The organism is Streptomyces sp. NPDC053076, from assembly GCF_044546845.1.
In the GTDB taxonomy this organism is placed as follows: Bacteria; Actinomycetota; Actinomycetes; order Streptomycetales; family Streptomycetaceae; genus Streptomyces.
Window position 1 is genome coordinate 271,060 of sequence record NZ_JBITZL010000004.1, and the last position, 23,008, is coordinate 294,067.

The following is a 23,008-nucleotide window of genomic DNA, read 5'->3' on the forward strand; positions in this document are numbered from 1 at the left end:
GGTCACTCCTCCCCCAGGATCTGCGGCACCTTGAAACGCTGCTGCTCCTGGGCCGGGGCGCCGGACAGCGCCTGCTCGGGGGTGAGCGAGGGACGGACCTCGTCCGCCCGCATGACGTTCGTCAGCGGGAGGGGGTGCGAGGTCGGCGGTACGTCTTGGTCGGCGACCTCGCTGACGCGGGCGACCGCGCCGATGATGTCGTCAAGCTGTCCCGCGAAGTGGTCGAGTTCTTCGGGCTTCAGCTCCAGACGCGCCAGCCGGGCGAGGTGGGCGACCTCCTCGCGCGTGATGCCAGGCATGCAGCGATCCTCTGGGGTGAGTGAATGTGGTTTGGGCCCAATCCTATGGGGCGGGGCCCGGTGCCCGTGAAACGGTTTCCCGGGGCACCGTCCTCACCGGTGCCGGCCGTCCCATGCCTCGCTCTTCAGGAAGTGGTTGTCGTACCGCTCCTGGACCTCCAGCAGGCTCTCCCGGGTCGCCTCGCCCAGGCGGATGCGCTGGAGGTGGCGGAAGTACTCGAAGCGCTCGACGCCGGGGGCGATGACGATGAGCAGGTCGGCGGTGCTGCCGGGCGCGGCGGCGAAGGCATGGGGCCGGTCCGGCGGGACGATGATCAGGTCACCGCGCTCGGCGGTGACGACGTCGTCGCCGGAGAGGACCTCGGCCTCGCCGTCGAGCAGGTAGAACATCTCGGCCGAGTTGTGGTGGACATGCGGATAGGCCCCGTCGGCACCCTCGGCGAGGGTGACCCGTACGGTGGACAGCGCGCCGCCGCTGGCGCTGCTGTCGGCCAGCAGCTTGACGCCGACCGGGGCACCGCCGAGGACCTCGGCCTCCGCGTCCCGGACCAGCACGGTCTCGTCGAACCTGGGCACGAACAGTGACATGCTGGATCTCCCCCGGTAGGTGTCGTCAGACCGCGAAGAGCAGTCCGGCACTGATCAGTACAACGATCGCGGTGGCGAGGTGGATCCCGAAAGCGACGGCTTTCGTGCCGCCGTTGCGCAGGACTGTCAGCGTGTCGACGAGCGGTACGAGGGTGTGCGGGCCGTGTCGTCCACGGCTCCGCCGCGAGAGCGCGACCGGCCACGCCGAACGGCGGCCACCGATGCGGCCGGGCCACCCACGGCAAACGGTCAACGCCCGGCCCAGTCGAAACGCGCAGCCGGACCACGACGAAGCCGCAGCCGCTCACACAGGACGACCACCCACGGCAAACGGTCAGCACCCGGCCAAGTGGAAACGGGCAGCCGGACCACGACGAAGCCGCAGCCGCTCACACAGGACCGCCACCCACGGCAAACGGTCAGCGCCCGGCCAAGTGGAAACGGGCAGCCGGACCACGACGAAGCCGCAGCCGCTCACACAGGACGACCACCCACGGCAAACGGTGAGCACCCGGCCAAGTGGAAACGGGCGGGCGGGTGGGAAAGACCGCTCGGCGGTCGGCGCAACCGTGGGAAAGACCGCTCGGCGGTCGGCGCAACCGTGGGCAGGTTACTCGGCGGCCGGCAACGCGGCACGCGGCCGTTGCCACCCGCGGGAACCCCGCGCCCGCAGCCACGCGGTGGTCTCCTCCGGAGGCATGGCGGCGGCGACCAGCCACCCCTGCACGGCATCACAGCCCAGATCCCGCAGCCGCTCCCAGGTCTCGTCGTCCTCCACGCCCTCGGCCACGACGAGGAGACCCAGCGAATGGGCGAGGTCGACGGTGCAGCGCACGATCGCGGCGTCCTCGGCGTCGACGGCCAGCCGGGCCACGAAGGAGCGGTCGATCTTCAGCTCGCTGACGGGCAGCCGCCGCAGGTGCACCAGGGACGAGTACCCGGTGCCGAAGTCGTCCAGGGACATCTTCACGCCGTGCCCGGTGAGCCCGGCGAGGGTGTCGGCGGCCCGTTGCGGGTCCTCCAGCAGGACGTGCTCCGTTATCTCGAGCTGGAGCGCCCCCGCGGGGACGCCGTGCCGGGCCAGCCGGGCGGCGACGGAGCCGGCGAAGCCGGGCGTGTGGACGTCGCGCGGGGAGACGTTGACGGCGACCGGCACCCGCAGGCCCTGCGCGCGCCACTGGGCGACCTGGCCGAGCGCGGTCTCCAGGACGTACTCGGTGAGGTGGGGCATCAGCCCCGAGGACTCGGCTATCGCGATGAACTCGTCCGGCGGCACCTTCCCGCGCTCGGGATGCACCCAGCGGACCAGCGCCTCCAGGCCGGCGACCTGCCCGTCGAAGCGGACCTTGGGCTGGTAGTGGAGCTCCACCTCGTGGGCGTCCAGGGCCCGGCGCAGGTCGCCCAGCAGGCCCAGGCGGTCGGGGGTGTTGGAGTCCCGCTTGACCTCGTACACCTCGACGCCCGTACGGTCCCGCTTCGCCTGGTACATCGCGACATCGGCGCGGCGCAGGAGCCCTTCGGCGTCGAGCGCGTGATCGGGGAAGACGGCGACGCCGGCGCTGGCCTCCAGGACGAGGGTGAGCCCGTCCAGGTCGAGCGGGGAGCTGAGGGCGGCGACGAGGCCGCGGGCGACGCGCGTGGCCGACGTCGTGGAGTCGGCGACGGGCAGTAAGACGGCGAACTCGTCACCGCCGAGCCGGGCGGCCTCGGCGCCGCGGGGCAGGGCGAGCCGCAGCCGGTCGGCGATCTGGAGCAGCAGCCGGTCGCCGGCCAGATGGCCGAGGGTGTCGTTCACCGACCGGAAGCGATCGAGGTCGATCAGCATGAGCGCGGCGCGGGCCCCGATCCGCTCGGCGTCGTCCAGGGCGGTCCAGATCCGCTCCAGCAGCCACTGCCGGTTGGGCAGTCCGGTCAGCGGGTCGCGCAACTGCTCCTCCGCGCGGGCGCGGGCCATCCACAGCGTGGAGTCCAGGGCGATGAGCGGGATGGCGAACAGCGGGAGCAGCACCGGCTGGGCGTCGGCGACGACACACAGCAGGGGCGCGATGCCGAGCAGCGCGACGGCGACGACTCCCTGTCTGACCAGGGCGGTGCGGGCGACCGTGCGCACCCCGCCGCCGCGCGGGGCGTGCAGGTACCACACCAGGCCGCGGCTGACGGCGAGATAGGCGACCGCGGCCAGGACGACCTCGGGGACCGTGGAGACGCTCCAGCTCTCGGGCCGCCAGGGCTCCTCCACGCTCGGGACCCGGCCGAACGCGCCGAGCAGCAGGGCGCCGACGCCGATGCCGAGGACGTCCACCGCGCCGTGCAGCACGCCCTGCCGCCAGTGGTGCCGGCGGGCGATGCCGACCAGGACGACGACGGTGAGGCTGACCAGGCCGGCCGGCACCCAGCCGTACAGCAGCAGGACGGCGAGGGTGAGGGCGGCGCCCGATCCGGTGCCGCCCCACCAGCGGGCGCGGCCCAGCATCACGAGGTGGCCGACGATGACGCCGGTGAGCAGGGCCAGCGCCCAGCCGACCGTGCCGCGTGGGAAGAGGGCGTGGTGGCCGGTGTAGGCGCGGTAGAACCCGGCACCCAGGGTGAGTCCCGCGGCGGCGACGACGGCCGCGGGCAGCGCCGGCCAGGACAGGTGCCGTTCGGTGTCGGCGCCGGCCAGGCCGGGGCCGGGCGCGAGGGCCGGCGGCCGGGGTTTGGCGGCTTCGGCGGCGGTGCCCGGTCCGGCGGGGCGCGTTCGCGCGCCCGGACGCCCGTCGGCCCGCCCGGTCCACCGGTGCCCGCGCCATGCGCCCGCGCGGCGGCGCAGGCGCAGCCATGAGTCCGGGGCGGCGCTCTCGGTCGGTTCCATTCCCGTCCCTCTCACAGCCGGCGGTGCCCACGCCACGCGGCCCGATGCCCGACAACCATCAGCAGCTCCGCGTCGAAGAAACCTTCCCCGGGCCTCTGGAGGGCACGGAGATGCCCCAGCCGCAGCTGGGCACGGCAGGCGCACACCTCAACAGTAGGCCGCGGAAGGCTTCCACGGGCAGCGGTCTCCGACGGTTGCCCGAATGCGCCCGGGCCACCCGTATGCAACTGATATGCGCCGATCGGGTGGCCTTCAACCGCTACTCCTCGGTCGGAAGCGCGACTTCGGCCGCCGCTTCGGGGCCCCGCTCCAAGAGGACGTCAAAACCGTCCTCGTTCAGAACAGGAACCTTCAGTTGCATGGCCTTGTCGTACTTCGATCCGGGGTTGTCACCCACTACGACGAAAGAGGTCTTCTTCGAGACCGAACCGGTTACCTTCGCGCCTTGGCCCTGGAGTGCCTCCTTGGCGCCGTCCCGGGTGAAGTTCTCCAGCGTGCCGGTGACGACGACCGTGAGGCCCTCCAGCGGACGAGGCCCCTCTTCCCCGCCGGACGACTCCTCCTCCAGCGGTACTCCCGCGGCCTTCCACTTGCGGACGATCTCGCGGTGCCAGTCCTCGGCGAACCACTCCTTGAGTGCGGCGGCGATGATCGGGCCGACGCCGTCGGTGGCCGCCAGCTCCTCCTCGGTGGCCTGTTCGATGCGGTCGACGGACCGGAACTCGCGGGCGAGGGCCTGCGCGGCCACCGGTCCCACGTGCCGGATGGACAGACCGTTCAGGAAACGGGCCAGCGGCCGGGACTTGGCCGCCTCGATGTTCGCCAGCAGCGCCAGGGTGTTCTTCTTCGGCTCGCCCTTCTGGTTGGCGAAGACCGTGACGACCTTCTCCTCGCCGGTCTTGGGGTCACGCTTGGGCAGGCCGCTGTCGGGGTCGAGGACGTACGCCTTGATGGGCAGCAGCTTCTCCACCGTCAGGTCGAACAGGTCGCCCTCGTCCACCAGCGGCGGGTCGGCCGGCTCCAGCGGCTGGGTGAGCGCGGCGGCGGCCACGTCGCCGAAGTGCTCGATGTCCAGGCACTCACGGCCCGCCAGGTAGGAGACGCGCCCTCGCAACTGGGCCGGACAGGTGCGGGCGTTGGGGCAGCGGAGGTCGATGTCGCCCTCCTTCATGGGCCGCAGCGGCGTCCCGCACTCGGGGCACTCGCCCGGCATCACGAACTCCCGCTCGCTGCCGTCCCGCAGGTCGGCCACCGGGCCGAGGATCTCCGGGATGACGTCACCGGCCTTGCGCAGGACGACGGTGTCACCGATGAGGACGCCCTTGGCCTTGACGACCTCCTGGTTGTGCAGGGTGGCGAACTCCACCTCGCTGCCCGCGACCGTGACCGGCTCCACCTGGGCGTACGGCGTGACGCGGCCCGTGCGGCCGACGCCCACCTTGATGTCGACGAGCTTGGTGTTGACCTCCTCCGGCGCGTACTTGTAGGCGATCGCCCAGCGCGGGGCGCGCGCGGTGGAGCCGAGACGACCCTGAAGCCGGATCTCGTCCAGCTTGACCACGACACCGTCGATCTCGTGCTCGACGGAGTGACGGTTCTCGCCGTAGTACGCGATGAACTTCCGTACGCCGTCGAGGTCGTCGACCACGCGGTTGTGCGGGGAGGTGGGCAGTCCCCAGGTCTTCAGCAGGTCGTACGCCTGGGAGAGCCGGGTCATGCCCGAGTAGCCCTCCAGGGCGCCGATGCCGTGGACGACCATGTGCAGCGGGCGGGTGGCGGTGACCCGGGGGTCCTTCTGGCGCAGCGAACCGGCAGCAGCGTTCCGGGGGTTGGCGAAGGGCTTGTCACCGGCCGCGACCAGGCGTTCGTTCAGCTCGAGGAACTTCTCCATCGGGAAGTAGACCTCGCCGCGGATCTCCACCAGGTCGGGCACCTCGTCGCCCTCGAGGCGGTCCGGGATCTCCGCGATCGTGCGGACGTTGGGGGTGATGTCCTCGCCGGTGCGGCCGTCGCCGCGGGTGGCCGCGCGGGTGAGACGGCCGTGCTCGTAGGTGAGGTTGACCGCGAGGCCGTCCACCTTCAGCTCGCACAGGAAGTGGTACTTCTGGTCACCCAGCTCCCTGGCGATGCGCTCGGCCCAGGCGGCCAGCTCGTCGTCGTTGAAGGTGTTGTCGAGCGACAGCATCCGCTGCCGGTGCTCGACCGCCGTGAACTCCGTCGCGTACGACCCGGCGACCTTCTGGGTGGGCGAGTCCGGGGTGCGCAGTTCCGGATACTCCTCCTCCAGGGCCTCCAGAGCCTTCAGGAGCTTGTCGAACTCCGCGTCGCTGACGACGGGAGCGTCCTTCACGTAGTACCGGAAGCGGTGCTCCTCGATCTGCTCAGCGAGCTGCGCGTGCTTGTCACGTGCCTTGGCGGGCACTGCCGTCTCCGCCTGCTGCTTGTCGCCGGCCACCGTGTTGTCCTCCCGTTACTCTGGGTTGTCCGCGAGGGATCTCGCCGCCTGGACGCAGTGGGCGAGCGCGTGCCGTGCGTAGGCGGGGGAAGCGCCCGCCAGACCACACGCCGGGGTCACCGTGACCGCCTCCGCGAGCAGCCCCGGATGCAGCCCCAGCCTGCGCCACAGCGTCCTGACACCCATGACGCTACCGGCAGGGTCTGACAACGGGCCGTCCGTGCCCGGCACGACACCGGTGAACAGCCGGGTGCCGCCCTCGACGGCCTCGCCGATCGCGTCGTCGTCACGCTCGGTGAGGAGCGAGAAGTCGAAGGAGACGGCCGCCGCGCCGGTCCGCCGGAGCAGGGCGAACGGCACGTCCGGGGCGCAGGAGTGCACCACCACGGGTCCGCCGCCGTGCGCCGCGACGACGTCCCGCAGCGTGGACTCCACGACCTGCCGGTCCACGGCATGGTACGTGCGATAGCCGCTGGCGCTGCGGACCCGGCCGCGCAGGACGGAGGTGAGGGAGGGCTCGTCGAGCTGGAGTACGAGCCGGGCGCCGGGGATGCGCCGCCGGACCTCGTCCAGATGCAGCCGCAGCCCCTCGACCAGGGAGGCGGCGAGATCCCGGCACGCGCCGGGGTCCGACAGGGCGGCCTCGCCGTTCCTCAGCTCCAGGGCGGCGGCCAGTGTCCAGGGCCCGACGGCCTGCACCTTCAGGTCGCCCTCGTAGCCCTGGGTGAACTCCTCCAGGGCGTCCAGGTCCTGGGCCAGCCAGGACCACGCCCGCTTGGTGTCCCGGCCCGGCCGGTCCCCGATCCGCCACCCACTGGGCTCCACACGCGCGTACACCTCGACCAGCATCCCGGCGGTACGACCGATCATGTCGGCGCCGGGTCCGCGCGCGGGCAGCTCCGGAAGGAAGGGGAAGTCCTCGAAGGACCCGGTGGCGGCCTTGGCGGCCTCTCGGGCGTCGCCACCGGGCAGAGACCCGACACCGGTGGCCCCGGCAAACCTGAACTGGCTGTTTTCGCTCACCGGGGAAGCCTACGGAACCCCTCGGCGGAGGTCAGCGTCCCGGCCGTACCGACAGGTCGTTGACCTCCGCGTCCGCCGGCAGGTCGAGGGCCATCAGGATCGTCGTGGCGACCGACTCGGGGTCGATCCACTTCGACGCGTCGTACTCCTTGCCCTCCTGCTGGTGCACCTTGGCCTGCATGGGGCTGGCGGTGCGGCCGGGGTAGACCGAGGTGACGCGGACGCCGGCCGGGTGCTCCTCGTGGCGCAGGGAGTCGGCGAGGGCCTTCAGACCGTGCTTGGAGGCGGCGTAGGCGGACCAGCCGGCGTTCGCGCTGAGGCCGGCGCCGGAGTTGACGAAGATCACATGACCGCGGGCCGCCCGCAGCTGCGGCAGGAAGTGCCGGGTCAGCTCGGCGGGGGCGATCAGGTTGACGTTCAGCTGGTGGCGCCAGGACTTCGGGGTAAGGTCGCCCACATCGCCGAGATCGACGACCCCGGCGACGTGCAGCAGGGAGTCCACCCGGTCCGGGAGGCTCTGGTGGGAGAACGCCCAGGACAGTTTCTCCGGGTCCGCGAGGTCGCCGACCAGGGTGCGGGCGCCGGGGAACTCGGCCGCCAGCTCCTTCGCGCGGCCCGCGTCGCGCGCGTGCAGCACGAGTGCGTCCCCGCGCGCGTGCAGCCGGCGGGCCACGGCCGCGCCGATACCGGAACCGGCCCCGGTGATCACATGAGTAGCCATGCCCGCCATGCTCGCATCACCGGACGCCGGCCTGCTCCTCCAGGTGGGCCAGCGCCCCGACCGGCTCGTCCGCGAAGTGGACCAGCTCGGCCAGCGGGCGGGGCAGGAAGCCCTCGGCCTCCATGCGGCGGAACTGCTCGCGCAGGCCGTCGTAGAAGCCCGCCGTGTTCAGCAGCACGACCGGCTTCTCGGTGCGGCCGTGCTTCTTCAGCTCCAGGATCTCGGTGGCCTCGTCCAGCGTGCCGGTGCCGCCCACCATGATCACCACGGCGTCGGCCTTCTCCAGCAGCAGCTTCTTGCGTTCGGCGAGGTCGCCCGCGATGACCATCTCGTCGGCACCGGGCCGTGCCTTGTTCGCCAGGAACTCCACGGAGACGCCCAGCAGCCTGCCGCCCGCCTCCTGCACACCGTCGGCGACCACCTTCATCAGACCGACGTCGGAGCCGCCCCAGACCAGGGTGTGGCCGGCCTTGCCGATCAGTTCCGCGAACTCGCGCGCGGGGCGCGTGTAACGCTCGTCGAGGTCGGCGGCGGACAGGAAGACGCAGATGTTCATGACCTCCACCGTACGGTCCCCGCGCCGGCGGGAAGAAGCGCGGCCCGTCCGGTGCTGATCCGGTATGACCCAAGGACACACGATCACGATCCGGAAGAGCGAGCGGCACGTGCGCGTGGTGCACGGCGACCAGGTGCTCGCGGAGACCGACCGGCCCCTGGAGCTGCGCGAGACGGGCTCTGCGGTGCGGTACTACATCCCCGCCGAGGACGTACGCCTCGATCTGCTGACGCCCTCCGACACACACACCGTCTGCCCCTTCAAGGGCACGGCGTCCTACTGGTCGCTGCCGGACGCGCCCGACCTCGTCTGGGTCTACCCCGACCCGAAGCCCGGCGTCGCCGAGATCAAGGACCACTACTGCTTCTACGAAGCCGACGTGTCGTGACCGATGAGTGCCGTGCCGTGCGGCAGTCTGCACGGCCATGGACAAGAAGACGACTTCCCGCGACGGCACCTCCCTCGCGTACGGAGTGATCGGCCAGGGGCCCACCGTCATCCTGGTGAGCGGCGCGATGTCCACCGGCGGCACCATGGCGCCCCTGGCGCAGCGCCTCGCGGACCACTGCACGGCCGTCGTCTACGACCGCCGGGGCCGCGGCGGGAGCGGCGACACGGCGCCCTACGCGGTCGGCCGTGAGGTCGAGGACCTGACCGCGCTCATCGACGCGGTCGGCGGCGACGCGGCACTGTTCGGGGTCTCCTCGGGCGGCGCGCTGGTGCTGCACGCGGCGGCGAGCGGGCTGCCGCTCCGCCGGGCGGCGGTGTACGAGGTGCCGTACGCCGACCACCTGGCGGACGGTGCCGCGCGGGAGGCCGCCTACAAGGAGCGGCTCAACGCGGCGCTCGGCGAGGGCCGGCGCGGGGAAGCGGTGGAGCTGTTTTTGCGCCTGACGGGCCTCGGCGAGGAGATGATCCAGGGCGCCCGTCAGTCCCCGATGTGGGCCGGCATGGAGGCCGTCGCCCCCAGCCTCGCCCACGACGACGCGGTCATGGGCGACGGCCTGCTGCCCCGGGACCGGCTCGCCGCGATCACCGTGCCCGTGCTCTCGGTCGCGGGCGGGGCGAGCCCGGAGTGGATGCGCACGGCGTCCCGGGAGATCGCGGAGACCGTGCCGAAGGGCGCGTACCGGGTCCTGGAGGGCCAGACCCACATGGTGGAACCAGAGGTACTGGGCCCGGTGCTGACGGAGTTCTTCGCCGGATAGGCACCCCCGCCGACCGAGTCCCACGCCGGGCAGGCGCCCGCGTCGGCTCAGAGCGCCTGTGCCGTCGCGCGCGTGGTGGCCGCGATCGTCGCCGAGCCCACCACGCGCGTGCCCGCGTACAGCACGATCGCCTGGCCGGGGGCGACCCCGCGGACGGGCTCGGTGAACGTCACGCGCAGCTCGCCGTCGACCGGTTCGGCGGTCACCTCGGTCTCGCCGCCGTGGGCGCGCAGCTGGGCGGTGTAGGTGCCGGGGCCGGTGGGCGCGGCACCGCACCAGCGGGGCTTGATCGCGGTGAGGGCGCTGACGTCCAGGGCGGTGGCCGGGCCGACGGTGACCGTGTTGGTGACCGGGGAGATGTCCAGGACGTAGCGGGGCTTGCCGTCCGGGGCCGGGGTGCCGATCCGCAAGCCCTTGCGCTGGCCGATGGTGAAGCCGTACGCGCCCTCGTGCGTGCCCAGCCTGGCGCCGGACTCGTCCACGATGTCGCCCTCGGCCTTGCCGAGCCGCTTGGCCAGGAAGCCCTGGGTGTCGCCGTCGGCGATGAAGCAGATGTCGTGCGAGTCGGGCTTCTTGGCGACGGCCAGGCCCCGGCGCTCGGCCTCCGCGCGGATCTCCTCCTTGGTGGTGACCGTGTCACCGAGCGGGAACATCGCGTGCGCCAACTGCTTGTCGTCGAGCACACCGAGGACGTACGACTGGTCCTTCGCCATGTCGGAGGCGCGGTGCAGCTCACGCGTGCCGTCCTCGTTCACGATCACCTGGGCGTAGTGGCCGGTGCAGACGGCGTCGAAGCCGAGGGCCAGCGCCTTGTCCAGCAGCGCGGCGAACTTGATCTTCTCGTTGCAGCGCAGGCACGGGTTCGGGGTGCGGCCGGCCTCGTACTCGGCGACGAAGTCCTCGACGACGTCCTCGCGGAAGCGGTCGGCGAGGTCCCAGACGTAGAAGGGGATGCCGATGACGTCGGCCGCGCGGCGGGCGTCACGCGAGTCCTCGATGGTGCAACAGCCCCGCGCGCCGGTTCGGAAGGACTGCGGGTTGGCGGAGAGCGCGAGGTGGACGCCGGTGACGTCGTGGCCTGCTTCCGCGGCACGCGCGGCGGCGACGGCGGAGTCGACTCCGCCGGACATGGCGGCGAGGACGCGGAGGGGGCGGGTGCGCTGCGGGGTGTCAGTCATAGCCACTCCAGGGTACGGGGGTGCGGGAACCCGGTCGGCCGGATATCCGTTGACGATCACATGGGGGCGACGACAGAAGTGGCGGCGAAGGACGGGGACCGGCGGCTGGGGCGGCGCGCCCTGCTCGTCGGCGGGGCCGTGGCCGCGGTGGGCACGGCCGTGCTGGCCCGCGAGGAGCTGTCCCACCTGTGGTGGCGGCTGCCGGGGGTGGAGAAACCGCGCGTGGCGGGCGCGGTGGACTTCCGCGGCGCGCGCTGGGTGGCGGCGTCCTCGGCGAACTACCGGCGGGCGGACCGGCCGGACGACTACCGGGTGGACCGGGTCGTCATCCATGTCACGCAGGGCGGCTACGCATCGGCGGTCAAGGTCTTCCAGGACCCGGCGCACGGGGCGGCGGCGCACTACATCGTGCGCAGGGACGGGCGGATCGCCCAGCTGGTCCGCGAGCTGGACGTGGCCTTCCACGCGGGCAACCGGGAGTACAACGAGCGCAGTGTCGGCATCGAGCACGAAGGCTTCGTGGCGGACGCCTCCTCTTTCACGGACGCCATGTACGCGGCCTCGGCCCGGCTGACGGCGGCGATCTGCGGGCGTTACGGGATCCCCGTGGACCGGGAGCACATCATCGGGCATGTGGAGGTGCCGGGGACGGACCACACGGACCCGGGGCGGTTCTGGGACTGGGGGCGGTACATACGTCTGGTCCGCGCCGCGCACACCGAAGGCCCAGCGGCCCCCTGAGGCCGCGCGCCTAGGTGAGGCCCGCCGCCCTGGCTCGCTCCACCGCCGGGCCGATCGCCCTCGCGACGGCTTCGACGTCCGCTTCCGTGGAGGTGTGGCCGAGCGAGAAGCGCAGGGTGCCGCGCGCCAGGTCCGGGTCGGTGCCGGTGGCCAGGAGGACATGGCTGGGCTGGGCGACGCCCGCGGTGCAGGCGGAGCCGGTGGAGCACTCGATGCCCTGGGCGTCCAGCAGGAGCAGCAGGGAGTCGCCCTCGCAGCCGGGGAAGGTGAAGTGGGCGTTGGCCGGGAGCCGGCCCTCGGGAGCGGGGTCGCCGCCGAGGATCGCGTCCGGTACGGCGCCGCGCACGGCGTCGATCAGCTGGTCGCGCAGGGCGCCGATCTCCCGCGCGAACCACTCGCGCTGCTCGGCGGCGAGCCGGCCGGCGACGGCGAAGGAGGCGACGGCCGGGACGTCGAGCGTGCCCGAGCGGACGTGCCGCTCCTGCCCGCCGCCGTGCAGTACGGGTACGGGGGTGTACTCGCGGCCGAGGATGAGGGCGCCGATGCCGTACGGGCCGCCGATCTTGTGGCCCGACACCGTCATGGCGGCCAGGCCCGAACCCTCGAAGTCGACCGGCACCTGCCCGAACGCCTGGACCGCGTCGGCGTGCAACGGGACACCGGACTCGGCCGCGACGTCAGCGAGTTCACGGACCGGCAGGACCGTGCCGATCTCGTTGTTGGCCCACATGACGGTGGCCAGGGCGACGTCGTCGGGGTTGCGGGCGATGGCCTCGCGCAGCGCCTCGGGACTGACCCGGCCGTAGGAGTCGACGGGGAGGTACTCCACGGTGGCGCCCTCGTGCTCGCCGAGCCAGTGCACGGCGTCCAGCACGGCGTGGTGCTCGACGGGACTGGCCAGGACGCGGGTACGGGCCGGGTCGGCGGCGCGGCGGGCCCAGTACAGGCCCTTGACGGCCAGGTTGTCGGCCTCGGTGCCGCCCGAGGTGAAGACGACCTCGCTGGGGCGGGCGCCCAGCGCTTCCGCGAGGGTCTCGCGGGATTCCTCGACCGTACGGCGGGCCTGCCGGCCGGACGCGTGGAGGGAGGAGGCGTTGCCCGTCATGCTCAGCTGGGCGGTGAGTGCCTCTGCCGCCTCCGGGAGCATCGGGGTGGTCGCGGCGTGGTCGAGGTAAGCCATGGTGAGGTGATTCTACGGCTCCTCGGCACTCGGCCCCGGCTGCGTGGGTGCGGGCGGGGCAGCGGCTCCCGGCGGGCCGGTGGCCCCGTCGTCCTCGGGGCTCGGCCCTTGGGTCACAGGCTCCAGGAAACCGTCCCCGACACTTCCATCGCCGTCACCAGGACCGCCAGGTCGGCGATGCCCAGGGCCAGCCCCAGGCAGGCGCGGCCCGGGCGAGCCGTGCCGCGCCAGAGGGCGACCGCGGCGAGCACGATGGCGATCGGGCCGAGGAAGAGGTTGAGGACGAGCAGGCCGAGGAGGCCGAGGATGAAGGACGCGACGGCCATGCCGTCGGCGTCGCGGGTGCGGGGACGGGTGTCGGTGCGGCCGGTGGCCGGTGCGGTGAGGTGCATGGTGCTCAGCTCCTGAGGTCCTTTCCTGCGATCAGTCGGCCGAGGTCCGTCGGCGGGCGTGGCGCTCGCGGAGCGCGAAGACGCCGAGCCAGACGGCGATGACGGCGGCCAGGACGCCGGTGACGGTCAGCGGCGCGTGGGCGACGGTGCCCAGCACGACTCCGAGCAGCATGAGCGCGGCGACGAGGAACAGCATGGGATGAGATCCCCCCTCCGAAATGCCTCGTGTTCAGCCGGTGTGAAGCTTCGGTGAACAGTTGTAGTAACAGTTGTTCACTGACTTCGAGTCTAGCGCTCCCGGCGGCTTTTCAATTCCAGAGAACAGTTGTTAACTGGATGACATGAGTCACACCCTCGGCATCCGGCAGGCCCAGAAGCAGAAGACCCGGCAGGCGTTCCTCGACGCGGCGCTCAGTCTGCTGGAGGAGCAGAGCCTGAGCAGTCTGGGCCTGCGCGAGGTCACCCGGGCCGTCGGCGTCGCCCCGACCGCCTTCTACCGGCACTTCCGCTCGACCGCCGATCTCGGGGTGGCCCTGGTGGACGAGGCGCTGGGCAGCCTGCATCCGATGGTGCGGACGACGGTGTCCACGACGGGCGACAGCGAGGAGCGCATCACGCGCGCCATCGAACTGATCGCCGGTCATGTGGACGCGCACCCCGCGCATGTGCGTTTCATCGCCCGGGAACGGCATGGCGGCGTCCAGCCGGTGCGCGAGGCCATCCGCGCCCAGTTGCTGCGGTTCGCCGAGGAGGTGAAGGCGGAGCTGGCCAAGGATCCGGAGGCGGTGGGCTGGAGCGACGACGACCTGCTGATGCTCGCGCACCTCTACGTCGACCAGATGCTCATCACCGCCTCCCTGTTCCTGGAGGCGCTGGAGGCACCGGCGCAGGAGCGGGAGCGGGTGAAACAGCTCGCCGCCCGCCAGCTGCGCCTCATCACCATCGGCCGGGGCCACTGGCTCGACTGAGCCGGCCCGCCGGTACTCGGCCGGCGGAGCACCCCCGAGCGGTCCCCCCCGACCGCGGTCCCCGTAGGTACTCAGCCGGGCGGAAGACGCCCCGGGCGTTCTTTCCCGGCGGCGGTTTCAGCGGTCGGGCGGACCCGTGTCCCGGTACAGGGCCGTGACGGAACGGGCCGCCGCCAGCAGTTCCGCGCGCGCCTCGGGCGGGTCCAGGAGTTCCACCCGGTCGGAGAAGGCGAGGAGTTGGCGTACCGCCCGGAGCGACGGGTAGGCCAGCCGCGCGGTGACCCACTCGCTCTTCCCGTCGCCGTCGGGCAGAGCCGTCAGCTGGGCCGTGACGATCCGCTGGAACATGTCGAGCAGGTCGCGCCGTATCCGCACAGTGACCTCGATCTCGTTCTCCCGGTCCTCCACCTGCCGGCGCAACGCCTCCCACACGTCGGCGAGTTCGGCCCCAGGCCGGCGCCGGACGGGCTCGTCCAGCAGGTGGGCCGAGCGCACCCGGTCGGCGCGGAACAGCCCCGGCCGCCCGCGCCGGTCGGCGACCAGGTACCAGACACCGGCCTTGGCGACGAGGCCGTACGGATCCACGGTGTACGTGCGCGGCTCCTGCTCCCCGCTGTGCCGGTAGCGCAGCCTGAGCCGCCGGTCGGAGAACACCGCGTCCTGGAGCACCTCCAGGTCGACGGCCTGCTGCGGGCCGCTCATCCAGCGGGTGGCGTCGACCAGGACGCGACGGCCGGCGATCTCGGCGGCGGGGCGGTGCGGTGCCGGAAGCGCGGCCATCACCTTGCGCAGGGCCGAGCCGAGGGCCGCGTCGAGACCGAGCGCGGCGTGGGCACCCTGGGCGGCCAGGATGAACAGGGCCCGGGACTCGTCGACGGTCAGTCCCGTGACGTCGGTGCGGAAGCCGGCGAGGAGTTCGATCCCGCCGTGCCGGCCGCGCTCGGCGTACACCGGGACCCCGGCGGCGGACAGTGCCTCGACGTCCCGGTAGATGGTGCGGACCGACACCTCCAGCCGCTCGGCGAGTTCGGGCGCGGGGACGCGGCCCCGGGTCTGCAGGAGCAGCAGGATGGACAGCAGCCGGTCGGACTTCACCCCGTCAGAATCCGCCGTGCGGCCTCGACTGGGCAAATCCTGACGGAAACTGTCAGGTTATCTGCCCATCCTGTCCGTATCGAGCACCGGCCAGAGAGGCACATCATGACCAGCAACGACTTCGTCGACCCCCGCCCCGTCTACACGCGGGCCACCGAGCAGGCGGCGGCCGTCATCCGGACCGTACGCCCCGAGCAGCTCGAACGGCCGACGCCCTGCGCCGAGTTCGACGTCCGTGGGCTGCTCGGCCACATCGTCGGCGGCACCCGGCGGATCGCGGTCGTCGGCGAGGGCGGTGACGGGCTCGCGGTGACACCGTCCGCCGAGGGCGTCGCGGACGACGGCTGGACGGCGGCCTACGACGAGGTGCGCGCCCGCGTCCTGAAGGCGTGGACGAGCGACGAGCGGATGACGTCCGCGGTGCGGGTGCCCTGGGGTGAGGTCCCGGGGCACGCGGCCCTGTCGGGCTACGTCATGGAGATCGTCACCCACACCTGGGACCTGGCCGAGGCCGTCGGGCATCCGTTCGCACTCGACCCGGAGCTGGCCGACTTCGCCCTCACCACAGCGCGCACCGTGCTGCCCGACTCCCGGCCCCGTGACGAGCAGACCCCCTTCGGCACCCGGCGCGAGGTGCCCGCGGAGGCCGGCGCCTACGAGCGGTTGGCGGCCTGGCTCGGCCGCACCCCGCTCAGCCGAGCCTGACCCGGGCCAGCTGGCGGGACTGCGCGACCAGCCGGTCCTCGCTGTCCCACACCTCGGCGTCCTCCTCCAGGAAGCCGCCGGCCAGGTTGCGGGTGATGATCGACACCCGCAGCGGGCCGGGGGCCGGGCGGTGCCGGACGTGGACGGTGAGCTCCACGGTCGGGACCCAGCCCTTCAGGCCCAGCTCGAAGGCGGTGGGCGGCAGGGCGTCCACGGCGAGGAGCAGCGAGAGCGGGTCGGCGTCGCGGCCGTCGGCGAGGCCGAACCAGGCGCGCATCTCGCCCTTGCCGGAAGGCGTGCCGAGCGCCCAGCCGAGGGTGGCGGGGTCCAGCTTGAGCATCAGCCGGTCGGCGATGGCGGAACTGCCGTCGACCGGGGCGGGTCCGTCCTCGGCGCCGAAGCATTGCTCCAGCGGCGGGATCCGGGGCGGCGTGGCGGTGGTGCGGACGTCGTCGGGGAGGGCGGCGAGATCGCCGTAGGAGGCGAGGACGCGGATGCGTTCGACCTCGTTGCCCTCGTCGTCGTACTGGAAGAGCGATGCCTGGCCGGTGGAGAGGGTCCGGCCGGCCCGGACGGTCTCGGTGCGGATGACCGCCGGGCCGGGCTGGGAGGCGGTCAGATAGTGCGCGGAGACGGAGAAGGGATCCGCGTGCGGCAGGGTGTCCGCGAGGGCCCGGCCCAGCACGGCCAGCAGGTAGCCGCCGTTGACGGCGCTGATGATGGTCCAGCCGGCCGAGAGGTCGATGTCGTAGACGCCGGGCTCGCGCCGGACGACCGCCGTGTCACGGTCGAACTCGCTGTCGCCGATCACGGCCCGCGTCGCGGAGGCGGTAGCTGCTTCTGGCATGCGTGAACGGTACAGCAGAAAACTACTAAGCGGTAGCTTTTGCGGGAACGGCCGCTGCGGTGACCTTCCCCACGGGTGAGAGTCCGGCCATTTCTCGCACCACCGTGCGCGTGGTGTTCCTGCCGCGCGACGCGGGCGGGCACACCATGGCGCTGTGGCGCCCGCAGGTCGGCACCGTCTTCCGCCGGCTGACCCTGCAGACCGGCCGGAGCCGTGCCAGGGGGCGCGACACCTCCGTCGTGAGGTCTACTCCTCGGACACCGTCGACCGCCGGTTCCAGGCACGCGGCGCTCGCCAGTGGAACCGCATCGCGAGCAGCCGCAGCGCGAAAGCCGTGATCACCGCGAGCCCGCTGGTGAACGGGGTCAGCGCGTCGTAGCGGAGGCACAGGACGACCATCGTGGCGCCGACGATCGCCGGGACCGCGTACAGGTCGCGGTCCCAGCGCAGCAGCGAGGGCACCTCGTTGGCCAGCACGTCCCGCAGCACGCCGCCGCCCACGGCGGTGGCGAGGCCCAGCGTCGCCGACGCGGTCAGGCCGAGGCCGTAGCTGTACGCCTTCGTCGTCCCGCTGACGCAGAACAGGCCGAGGCCGGCCGCGTCGAAGACGAGCACCGCCGCCTGGATGCGCTCCACGTGCGGGTGCAGGAAGAAGACGACGAGTGTGGCGATCAGCGGGGTGAGGAAGTACCCGAGGTCCGTGAAGGCGGCCGGGGGTACGGCACCGATGACCAGGTCGCGGAACAGCCCGCCGCCCAGCGCGGTGACCTCGGCGAGGACGGCGATGCCGAAGACGTCGAAGTTCTTCCGGACGGCCAGCAGCGCGCCGGAGATCGCGAACACGAAGATGCCGATCACATCGAGCGTGTGCTGGACGGAGGGACTGAAGAGTAGCTGGAGCTGCACCCTGACATTCTCACCTGTCAGGAGCGGTGAACCTTACAAAGCCAGGCTCACAGGGCGGGCTTCCCTGTGGTGAACAGCCAGGCGTCGAAGAGATCGTCCAGTTGCCGCCCGCTGACGCGCTCGGCGAGGCGGATGAAGTCGGCGGTGTCGGCGTTGCCATACCGGTGGAGCTTCGTCCAGGCGGGCAGCAGCCGGAAGAAGGCGGTGTCGCCGATCCGCTCGCGCAGCGCCTGGAGCGTCATCGCGCCGCGCTGGTAGACGGCGGAGGCGAACATGGTGTCGCGCTGCGGGTCGGCCACCTTGATCTGCCAGAAGGAGGAGTCGGCGGGCCGGGAGCCGTAGCCCGCGAGGAAGGAGTCGTGGGCGGAGCGGGTGCCCTGGTGCTCGGCCCACAGCCACTGGGCGTAGGTGGCGAAGCCCTCGTTCAGCCAGATGTCCTTCCACTGCGCCACGCTGACGGAGTCGCCGAACCACTGGTGGGCCAGTTCGTGCACGATGGTCGTCTCGTTGCGCACGGCCGAGTAGGCGGGCTTGCTCTGCACCTCCAGCGAGAACCCGGCCTCGGGCATGTCGTCGACGATGGCCCCGGTCTCCTCGAAGGGGTACGGCCCGAAGACCTGCGACCAGTAGTCGGTGGCGGCGGAGGTGACGGCGTACACGTCGACGCTGTTGCCGTCCTTGAGCACGGGGTCTATGGCGACGTACACCGGGATGCCGCCGGGGGTCCGCCCGGTGCGCACGTCGAACTTCCCGATGGTGGCGGTGGCGAGGTACGTGGCCATCGGCCGGCTCTCCCGCCAGTGCGTGTACGTCGAACCGTGCCGGTCGTACGTCGACACGAGCCGGCCGTTGGAGACGCCGGTCAGGCCCTTGGGCGCCTTGATCCGGATGTCGTACGTGGCCTTGTCGGCGGGGTGGTCGCTGGAGGGGAACCAGGTGGAGGCGGCGTTGGGCTCGCAGGCGACGAAGACGCCGTCGCCGGTCTTCATCCAGCCGTACTTGGAGCCGAACACGATCGGGCCGCCCAGGGCTTCGGGTACGCCGCCGTAGGTGACGGAGACGGTGAAGGTACGGCCCCTGCGCAGGACACTGCGCGGAGTGACGGTGATCTCGTCGCCGTCGCGGGTGAACCGGGCTTCTCTGCCGTCCACTTCGACCCGCGTGACCTGAAGCTGCTGCAGGTCGAGGTCGAAGGAGGAGAGGTTCTGCGTCGCACGCGCGCGCAGGGTCGTACGGCCGTCCAGGCGGCCGGTGTCCGGGGCGTAGGCGATGTCCAGGTCGTAGTGGCGAGCGTCGAAGCCGCCGTTGCCGAGCCGGGGGAAGTAGGGGTCGCCGATGCCGGATGCGCCGGGAGTGGGGGCGGAGGAGGCGGCGATGACGAAGAAGGAGGCCGTCGCGGTGACGACAGCCCCGATGCGTGCCGAACGGGAGAGTGCCATGGTCGTCCCTTTCGAGCGTGTGCCGATCAGTACTCGGACACGGACGACTCTGCACTCTCCCGTTCAGGCATGTACATGACTTTGCCCAGTCGTCATGTGCTACTTGTCGGTTGACTCCTGGGCGTCGGTGCCGGTCTGACGAGCCGTCTCCTCGGCGGCGGCCGCCGGCTCCTCGGCGGGAGCGTCGGCGGCGGCACCGGTGGCGTCGGTGGACTCCTCGGCAGGCGTACCGGACGCGGGCGCGGCCTTCTCGGTCGAGGTCTTCGCGCCGGGGCCGGTCTTCTCGGCGGAACCCTCCGCCGCGGCGGCCTCCTCGGCCGCGACCTCCTCGGCGAGCGTGACGTCCTCCGCGGCCGGGGTCTCCTCGGCCACGGCAGCCTTCTCGGCCGCCGGAGCCTCCTCGACCGCCGGAGCCTCCTCGACCGCCGCCGTCTTCTCGACCGCTGGAGCCTTCTTGACCGCCGCCGTCTTCTCGACCGCCGCCGTCTTCTCAGCCGCCGGAGCCTCCTCGGCCGCCGAAGCCTTCTCCGCCGCCGCCGTCTTCTCGGCCGCCGGAGCCTCCTCGGCCGAGTCGCCGGCGGTGACCGCGTCCGGCACCAGCTCCGACGCCTTCTTCGCCGCCGACAGCAGGACCGTGTCCTGCGGCGCCTGGTCGGCGAAGTTCTCCGGGTGGTGGCACGCGACCCGCTGACCCGGCCTCAGCTCAACGAGCTGCGGCTCGGTCGTCCGGCAGATCTCCGTCGCCTTCCAGCACCGGGTGTGGAAGCGGCAGCCGGAGGGCGGGGCGATGGGCGAGGGCACGTCGCCGCGGAGCAGGATGCGCTCGCTCTTCTGGCCCCGGCGCTTGGTGTCCGGCACCGGCACCGCCGACATCAGCGCCTTGGTGTACGGGTGCATCGGCGCCTCGTACAGCGAGGTGCGGTCGGCGAGTTCCACGATCTTGCCGAGGTACATCACCGCGATGCGGTCCGAGACGTGCCGGACGACCGAGAGGTCGTGCGCGATGATCACGTAGGTCAGGCCCAGCTCCTGCTGGAGGTCGTCCATCAGGTTCACGACCTGAGCCTGGATCGACACGTCCAGCGCGGAGACCGGCTCGTCCGCCACGACCAGCTTCGGCTTCAGGGCCAGCGCGCGGGCGATGCCGATGCGCTGGCGCTGGCCGCCGGAGAACTCGTGCGGGTAGCGGTTGTAGTGCTCGGGGCTGAGGCCGACGAGTTCGAGGAGTCCCTGGACCTCCTTCTTCACCCCGCCCTCGGGCTCCACGCCCTGGAGCCGGAAGGGCGCCGAGACGATCGAGCCGATGGTGTGGCGGGGGTTCAGGGAGCCGTAGGGGTCCTGGAAGATCATCTGGATGTCGCGGCGCAGCGGACGCATCTGCCCGGTGCTCAGCCGCGTGATGTCCTGGCCCTCGAAGGTGATCTTCCCGCCGGTCGGGTCCTGGAGGCGGGTGATGACCCGGCCCATGGTCGACTTGCCGCAGCCCGACTCGCCGACCACGCCCAGGGTCTCGCCCTTGCGCACCTCGAAGTCGATGCCGTCGACGGCCTTCACGGCGCCGACCTGGCGCTGCAGGATGCCCTTCTTGATCGGGAAGTGCTTGGTCAGGCCCTCGACCCTGAGCAGCACCTCACGCTCGTCGGGAGCCGACGCCTGCTTCGGGACCGCGGCCTCGGCGACGGTGTCCGTCTTCTTGGTCTCACTCACAGCTTCGGCGCAATCTCTTCGGTCCAGATCCGCTCACGGTCCTCCGCCGGGAGGTGGCACGCGGACCAGTGCCCGGTGCTCACCTGCTCCAGCTCGGGGCGCACCGTGCGGGTGACGTTCCCCTTGGGGATGTCCGCGTACGGGCAGCGCGGGTGGAAGGCGCAGCCCGAGGGGACGTTGATGAGGCTCGGCGGGGAGCCCTTGACCGGGATGAGCCGTTCGGAGGTCTCGCGGTCGATGCGGGGCATCGAACCGAGCAGGCCCCAGGTGTAGGGGTGCTGCGGCCGCTCGAAGACCTCGTCGGCCGCGCCGCGTTCGACACACCGGCCGCCGTACATCACGAGGACGTCGTCGGCGATCTCGGCGACCACGCCGAGATCGTGGGTGATCATGATGACCGCGGAGCCGAACTCCTTCTGCAGGTCGCGGATCAGGTCGAGGATCTGCGCCTGGACGGTCACGTCGAGCGCGGTGGTCGGCTCGTCCGCGATGAGCAGCTCGGGGTTGTTCACCAGCGCCATGGCGATCATGGCGCGCTGGCGCATACCGCCGGAGAACTCGTGCGGGTAGCCGTCGACGCGCTTGGCCGGCTCGGGGATGCCGACGCGGTCGAGCATCTCGATGGCCCGGGCACGGGCGACCTTCTTGCTGACCTTGTGGTGCACCCGGTACGCCTCGACGATCTGGTCGCCGATCTTGTAGTAGGGGTGCATCGCGGACAGCGGGTCCTGGAAGATCATCGACATCTCCCGGCCGCGGAGCTTGCGCACCTCGTCCGGGGCGGCGGAGACCAGTTCCTGGCCGTCCAGCCAGATCTCGCCGGACATCTGCACGTTCTTGCCGCGCGTGCCGAGGCGGTGCAGGCCCATGATCGCCTGCGAGGTGACGGACTTGCCGGAGCCGGACTCGCCGACGATGGCGAGGGTCTTGCCCTTCTCCAGCGAGAAGCTGAGCCCGTCGACGGACTTGACCACGCCGTCGTCGGTCGGGAAGTGCACCTTGAGGTCGCGGACCTCCAGGAAGGCTTCGGGTGCCTGGCGGCCGGAGGTGGGCTCGCCCACTGCGGCGCCGGTCTTGGAGAGTTCGGTCACGAGAGCCTCACCCGCGGGTCGGCGGCGGCGTAGAGCACGTCCACCACAAGATTTGCGAAGACGACGAAGAAGGCGGCGAGCAGGGTCACACCGAGGATCTTGGGCAGGTCGTTGTCGGTGATGCCCTGCACCGCGTACTGGCCGACGCCGGGCAGCGAGAACACGTACTCCGTGATCACGGCACCGCCGAGCAGCAGGCCGATGTCCATGCCGAAGACCGTGATGATGGGGGTCAGGGCGGCGCGCAGACCGTGCCGGGTGACCACGGTGCGCTCCCGCAGACCCTTGGCACGGGCCGTGCGGATGAAGTCCTCGTTCATCGTCTCCAGCATTCCCGAGCGGGTCAGCCGCGCGTAGATGGCGGAGTACAGCAGGGCCAGCGAACACCACGCCGGGAAGAGCGTGTTGGCCCACTGTGCCGGGTTCTCGGTGAACGGGACGTAGGTGCGGCCGAAGATCGGCAGCTTGACGGTGAAGAGCAGGAGAGCCAGGTTGCCCGTGAAGAACATGGGCAGTGAGACGCCGGAGAGCGCGATACCCATGAAGGCGCGGTCGTAGAACGAGCGCGGCTTCAGCGCGGAGATGACACCGGCCACCACGCCGGAGACCAGCCACAGCACGGCGGCGCCCACGGCGAGCGAGAGAGTGATGGGGATACGCGAGGTGAGCTCCGGCCAGACCGCCTGGTGGTTCTTGAAGGAGTAGCCGAAGCAGGGTGCGTCGCAGTGCACCGTGGTGGGGCCGAGGTCATAGGTGGCGCCGGCCACGATCCCCTTGATGAAGTGCCAGTACTGGACGTAGACAGGCTGGTCCAGACCGAGGTTGTGCTTGACGGCATCGATGTCCGCCTGCGACGGGCTCTTGCCGATGTACTGCTGCGCCAGCTGGTCCGCTGTCTGGCCGGCGAGCCGTGGCAGCAGGAAGAAGATGGCGAAGGTGACCGCGGAGACGACCAGCAGCAGGATCACTGCCGCGAACGTCCGGCGGAGGATGTACGAGATCACGGGGACCGGCGCTGGTGTCCGCGGGCTGTGAAACCCGCGGACACCAATGCCTTC

General features: G+C 71.6%; 23 protein-coding genes and 1 pseudogene. 5 read left to right on the plus strand and 19 right to left on the minus strand.

What is annotated here, in order from left to right:
- Positions 1-2: 2 nt before the first annotated feature.
- The 8 genes and pseudogenes from gatC to ACIGYR_RS18690 form a co-directional block, all read right to left on the minus strand.
- Positions 3-299, minus strand: a complete 297-nt coding sequence (gene gatC, locus ACIGYR_RS18655; RefSeq protein WP_006130840.1) for an Asp-tRNA(Asn)/Glu-tRNA(Gln) amidotransferase subunit GatC — start codon at positions 297-299, stop codon at positions 3-5.
- Positions 300-392: 93 nt separating this feature from the next.
- Positions 393-887 (minus strand): cupin domain-containing protein, encoded by a 495-nt coding sequence (locus ACIGYR_RS18660; protein ID WP_399598174.1) that lies wholly within the window; start codon positions 885-887, stop codon positions 393-395.
- 25 nt (positions 888-912) lie between these two features.
- Positions 913-1,038 (minus strand): annotated as a pseudogene (locus ACIGYR_RS18665) (DUF4267 domain-containing protein); the annotation flags it as partial.
- 459 nt (positions 1,039-1,497) lie between these two features.
- Positions 1,498-3,738, minus strand: coding sequence for a putative bifunctional diguanylate cyclase/phosphodiesterase (locus ACIGYR_RS18670; protein WP_399598171.1), 2,241 nt, complete (start codon positions 3,736-3,738; stop codon positions 1,498-1,500).
- A gap of 259 nt (positions 3,739-3,997) precedes the next feature.
- Complete coding sequence (ligA, locus tag ACIGYR_RS18675; protein WP_399598168.1) at positions 3,998-6,193, minus strand: NAD-dependent DNA ligase LigA; 2,196 nt, start codon at positions 6,191-6,193, stop codon at positions 3,998-4,000.
- Positions 6,194-6,208: 15 nt separating this feature from the next.
- Positions 6,209-7,216 carry a methionine synthase gene (locus ACIGYR_RS18680; RefSeq protein WP_399598165.1) on the minus strand — a complete coding sequence of 336 codons (1,008 nt, stop codon included), beginning with the start codon at positions 7,214-7,216 and terminating at the stop codon, positions 6,209-6,211.
- A 31-nt stretch (positions 7,217-7,247) separates the two neighbouring features.
- Positions 7,248-7,946 carry an SDR family oxidoreductase gene (locus tag ACIGYR_RS18685; protein WP_399598162.1) on the minus strand — a complete coding sequence of 233 codons (699 nt, stop codon included), beginning with the start codon at positions 7,944-7,946 and terminating at the stop codon, positions 7,248-7,250.
- A gap of 7 nt (positions 7,947-7,953) precedes the next feature.
- On the minus strand, positions 7,954-8,493 hold the full coding sequence (locus tag ACIGYR_RS18690) for a TIGR00730 family Rossman fold protein (protein WP_391847059.1): 540 nt from the start codon (positions 8,491-8,493) through the stop codon (positions 7,954-7,956).
- 64 nt (positions 8,494-8,557) lie between these two features.
- On the opposite strand from ACIGYR_RS18690, the gene ACIGYR_RS18695 reads away from it, so the two are divergent.
- A complete protein-coding gene (locus ACIGYR_RS18695) occupies positions 8,558-8,881 on the plus strand; it encodes a DUF427 domain-containing protein (protein ID WP_399598159.1) in 324 nt (107 codons plus the stop codon).
- 37 nt (positions 8,882-8,918) lie between these two features.
- On the plus strand, positions 8,919-9,701 hold the full coding sequence (locus tag ACIGYR_RS18700; protein ID WP_399598156.1) for an alpha/beta fold hydrolase: 783 nt from the start codon (positions 8,919-8,921) through the stop codon (positions 9,699-9,701).
- A 47-nt stretch (positions 9,702-9,748) separates the two neighbouring features.
- On the opposite strand, the gene mnmA is transcribed toward ACIGYR_RS18700, so the two are convergent.
- The gene (gene mnmA / locus ACIGYR_RS18705) at positions 9,749-10,879 is read right to left on the minus strand and encodes a tRNA 2-thiouridine(34) synthase MnmA (RefSeq protein WP_391847053.1); all 1,131 of its coding nucleotides are present in this window, start codon (positions 10,877-10,879) and stop codon (positions 9,749-9,751) included.
- Positions 10,880-10,939: 60 nt separating this feature from the next.
- On the opposite strand from mnmA, the gene ACIGYR_RS18710 reads away from it, so the two are divergent.
- A complete protein-coding gene (locus tag ACIGYR_RS18710; protein ID WP_391847051.1) occupies positions 10,940-11,620 on the plus strand; it encodes an N-acetylmuramoyl-L-alanine amidase in 681 nt (226 codons plus the stop codon).
- A gap of 10 nt (positions 11,621-11,630) precedes the next feature.
- On the opposite strand, the gene ACIGYR_RS18715 is transcribed toward ACIGYR_RS18710, so the two are convergent.
- The 3 genes from ACIGYR_RS18715 to ACIGYR_RS18725 form a co-directional block, all read right to left on the minus strand.
- Positions 11,631-12,800, minus strand: coding sequence for a cysteine desulfurase family protein (locus ACIGYR_RS18715; protein WP_399598153.1), 1,170 nt, complete (start codon positions 12,798-12,800; stop codon positions 11,631-11,633).
- A gap of 113 nt (positions 12,801-12,913) precedes the next feature.
- Positions 12,914-13,192, minus strand: coding sequence for a DUF4190 domain-containing protein (locus ACIGYR_RS18720; RefSeq protein ID WP_391847048.1), 279 nt, complete (start codon positions 13,190-13,192; stop codon positions 12,914-12,916).
- 31 nt (positions 13,193-13,223) lie between these two features.
- A complete protein-coding gene (locus tag ACIGYR_RS18725) occupies positions 13,224-13,388 on the minus strand; it encodes a hypothetical protein (protein ID WP_391847046.1) in 165 nt (54 codons plus the stop codon).
- A gap of 145 nt (positions 13,389-13,533) precedes the next feature.
- On the opposite strand from ACIGYR_RS18725, the gene ACIGYR_RS18730 reads away from it, so the two are divergent.
- Positions 13,534-14,160 carry a TetR family transcriptional regulator gene (locus ACIGYR_RS18730; RefSeq protein WP_391847044.1) on the plus strand — a complete coding sequence of 209 codons (627 nt, stop codon included), beginning with the start codon at positions 13,534-13,536 and terminating at the stop codon, positions 14,158-14,160.
- A gap of 117 nt (positions 14,161-14,277) precedes the next feature.
- On the opposite strand, the gene ACIGYR_RS18735 is transcribed toward ACIGYR_RS18730, so the two are convergent.
- A complete protein-coding gene (locus ACIGYR_RS18735) occupies positions 14,278-15,255 on the minus strand; it encodes a helix-turn-helix transcriptional regulator (protein WP_399598148.1) in 978 nt (325 codons plus the stop codon).
- A 105-nt stretch (positions 15,256-15,360) separates the two neighbouring features.
- Here ACIGYR_RS18735 and ACIGYR_RS18740 point away from each other — a divergent pair, with 105 nt between their 5' ends.
- Positions 15,361-15,960, plus strand: a complete 600-nt coding sequence (locus ACIGYR_RS18740) for a TIGR03086 family metal-binding protein (RefSeq protein WP_399598145.1) — start codon at positions 15,361-15,363, stop codon at positions 15,958-15,960.
- Here the strand turns inward: ACIGYR_RS18740 and ACIGYR_RS18745 are convergent.
- From ACIGYR_RS18745 to ACIGYR_RS18770, 6 genes are all read right to left on the minus strand, one after another.
- Complete coding sequence (locus ACIGYR_RS18745; RefSeq protein WP_391847038.1) at positions 15,947-16,807, minus strand: thioesterase family protein; 861 nt, start codon at positions 16,805-16,807, stop codon at positions 15,947-15,949. The genes ACIGYR_RS18740 and ACIGYR_RS18745 overlap by 14 nt on opposite strands.
- Before the next feature lie 246 nt (positions 16,808-17,053).
- Positions 17,054-17,713 (minus strand): trimeric intracellular cation channel family protein, encoded by a 660-nt coding sequence (locus tag ACIGYR_RS18750; RefSeq protein ID WP_391847036.1) that lies wholly within the window; start codon positions 17,711-17,713, stop codon positions 17,054-17,056.
- 47 nt (positions 17,714-17,760) lie between these two features.
- Entirely contained in the window at positions 17,761-19,152 is a 1,392-nt protein-coding gene (locus tag ACIGYR_RS18755) for a M1 family metallopeptidase (RefSeq protein ID WP_399598140.1), read from the minus strand.
- A 99-nt stretch (positions 19,153-19,251) separates the two neighbouring features.
- A complete protein-coding gene (locus tag ACIGYR_RS18760; RefSeq protein WP_399598137.1) occupies positions 19,252-20,859 on the minus strand; it encodes an ABC transporter ATP-binding protein in 1,608 nt (535 codons plus the stop codon).
- Positions 20,856-21,950: an ABC transporter ATP-binding protein gene (locus tag ACIGYR_RS18765; protein ID WP_391847031.1), complete on the minus strand. Its 1,095-nt coding sequence runs from the start codon at positions 21,948-21,950 to the stop codon at positions 20,856-20,858. Before ACIGYR_RS18765 ends, ACIGYR_RS18760 begins: the two co-directional genes overlap by 4 nt.
- On the minus strand, positions 21,947-22,954 hold the full coding sequence (locus ACIGYR_RS18770; RefSeq protein WP_391847029.1) for an ABC transporter permease: 1,008 nt from the start codon (positions 22,952-22,954) through the stop codon (positions 21,947-21,949). Before ACIGYR_RS18770 ends, ACIGYR_RS18765 begins: the two co-directional genes overlap by 4 nt.
- Between the last annotated feature and the right edge of the window lie 54 nt (positions 22,955-23,008).

What these genes read in the sequence shown, in the direction of transcription:
- gatC (WP_006130840.1), bottom strand. Translation starts at nt 299, where the DNA reads ATGCCTGGCATCACGCGCGAGGAGGTCGCCCACCTCGCCCGGCTGGCG.
- ACIGYR_RS18660 (WP_399598174.1), bottom strand. Translation starts at nt 887, where the DNA reads ATGTCACTGTTCGTGCCCAGGTTCGACGAGACCGTGCTGGTCCGGGAC.
- ACIGYR_RS18670 (WP_399598171.1), bottom strand. Translation starts at nt 3,738, where the DNA reads ATGGAACCGACCGAGAGCGCCGCCCCGGACTCATGGCTGCGCCTGCGC.
- ACIGYR_RS18685 (WP_399598162.1), bottom strand. Translation starts at nt 7,946, where the DNA reads ATGGCGGGCATGGCTACTCATGTGATCACCGGGGCCGGTTCCGGTATC.
- ACIGYR_RS18690 (WP_391847059.1), bottom strand. Translation starts at nt 8,493, where the DNA reads ATGAACATCTGCGTCTTCCTGTCCGCCGCCGACCTCGACGAGCGTTAC.
- ACIGYR_RS18695 (WP_399598159.1), top strand. Translation starts at nt 8,558, where the DNA reads ATGACCCAAGGACACACGATCACGATCCGGAAGAGCGAGCGGCACGTG.
- ACIGYR_RS18700 (WP_399598156.1), top strand. Translation starts at nt 8,919, where the DNA reads ATGGACAAGAAGACGACTTCCCGCGACGGCACCTCCCTCGCGTACGGA.
- mnmA (WP_391847053.1), bottom strand. Translation starts at nt 10,879, where the DNA reads ATGACTGACACCCCGCAGCGCACCCGCCCCCTCCGCGTCCTCGCCGCC.
- ACIGYR_RS18710 (WP_391847051.1), top strand. Translation starts at nt 10,940, where the DNA reads ATGGGGGCGACGACAGAAGTGGCGGCGAAGGACGGGGACCGGCGGCTG.
- ACIGYR_RS18715 (WP_399598153.1), bottom strand. Translation starts at nt 12,800, where the DNA reads ATGGCTTACCTCGACCACGCCGCGACCACCCCGATGCTCCCGGAGGCG.
- ACIGYR_RS18720 (WP_391847048.1), bottom strand. Translation starts at nt 13,192, where the DNA reads ATGCACCTCACCGCACCGGCCACCGGCCGCACCGACACCCGTCCCCGC.
- ACIGYR_RS18725 (WP_391847046.1), bottom strand. Translation starts at nt 13,388, where the DNA reads ATGCTGTTCCTCGTCGCCGCGCTCATGCTGCTCGGAGTCGTGCTGGGC.
- ACIGYR_RS18730 (WP_391847044.1), top strand. Translation starts at nt 13,534, where the DNA reads ATGAGTCACACCCTCGGCATCCGGCAGGCCCAGAAGCAGAAGACCCGG.
- ACIGYR_RS18740 (WP_399598145.1), top strand. Translation starts at nt 15,361, where the DNA reads ATGACCAGCAACGACTTCGTCGACCCCCGCCCCGTCTACACGCGGGCC.
- ACIGYR_RS18745 (WP_391847038.1), bottom strand. Translation starts at nt 16,807, where the DNA reads ATGCCAGAAGCAGCTACCGCCTCCGCGACGCGGGCCGTGATCGGCGAC.
- ACIGYR_RS18755 (WP_399598140.1), bottom strand. Translation starts at nt 19,152, where the DNA reads ATGGCACTCTCCCGTTCGGCACGCATCGGGGCTGTCGTCACCGCGACG.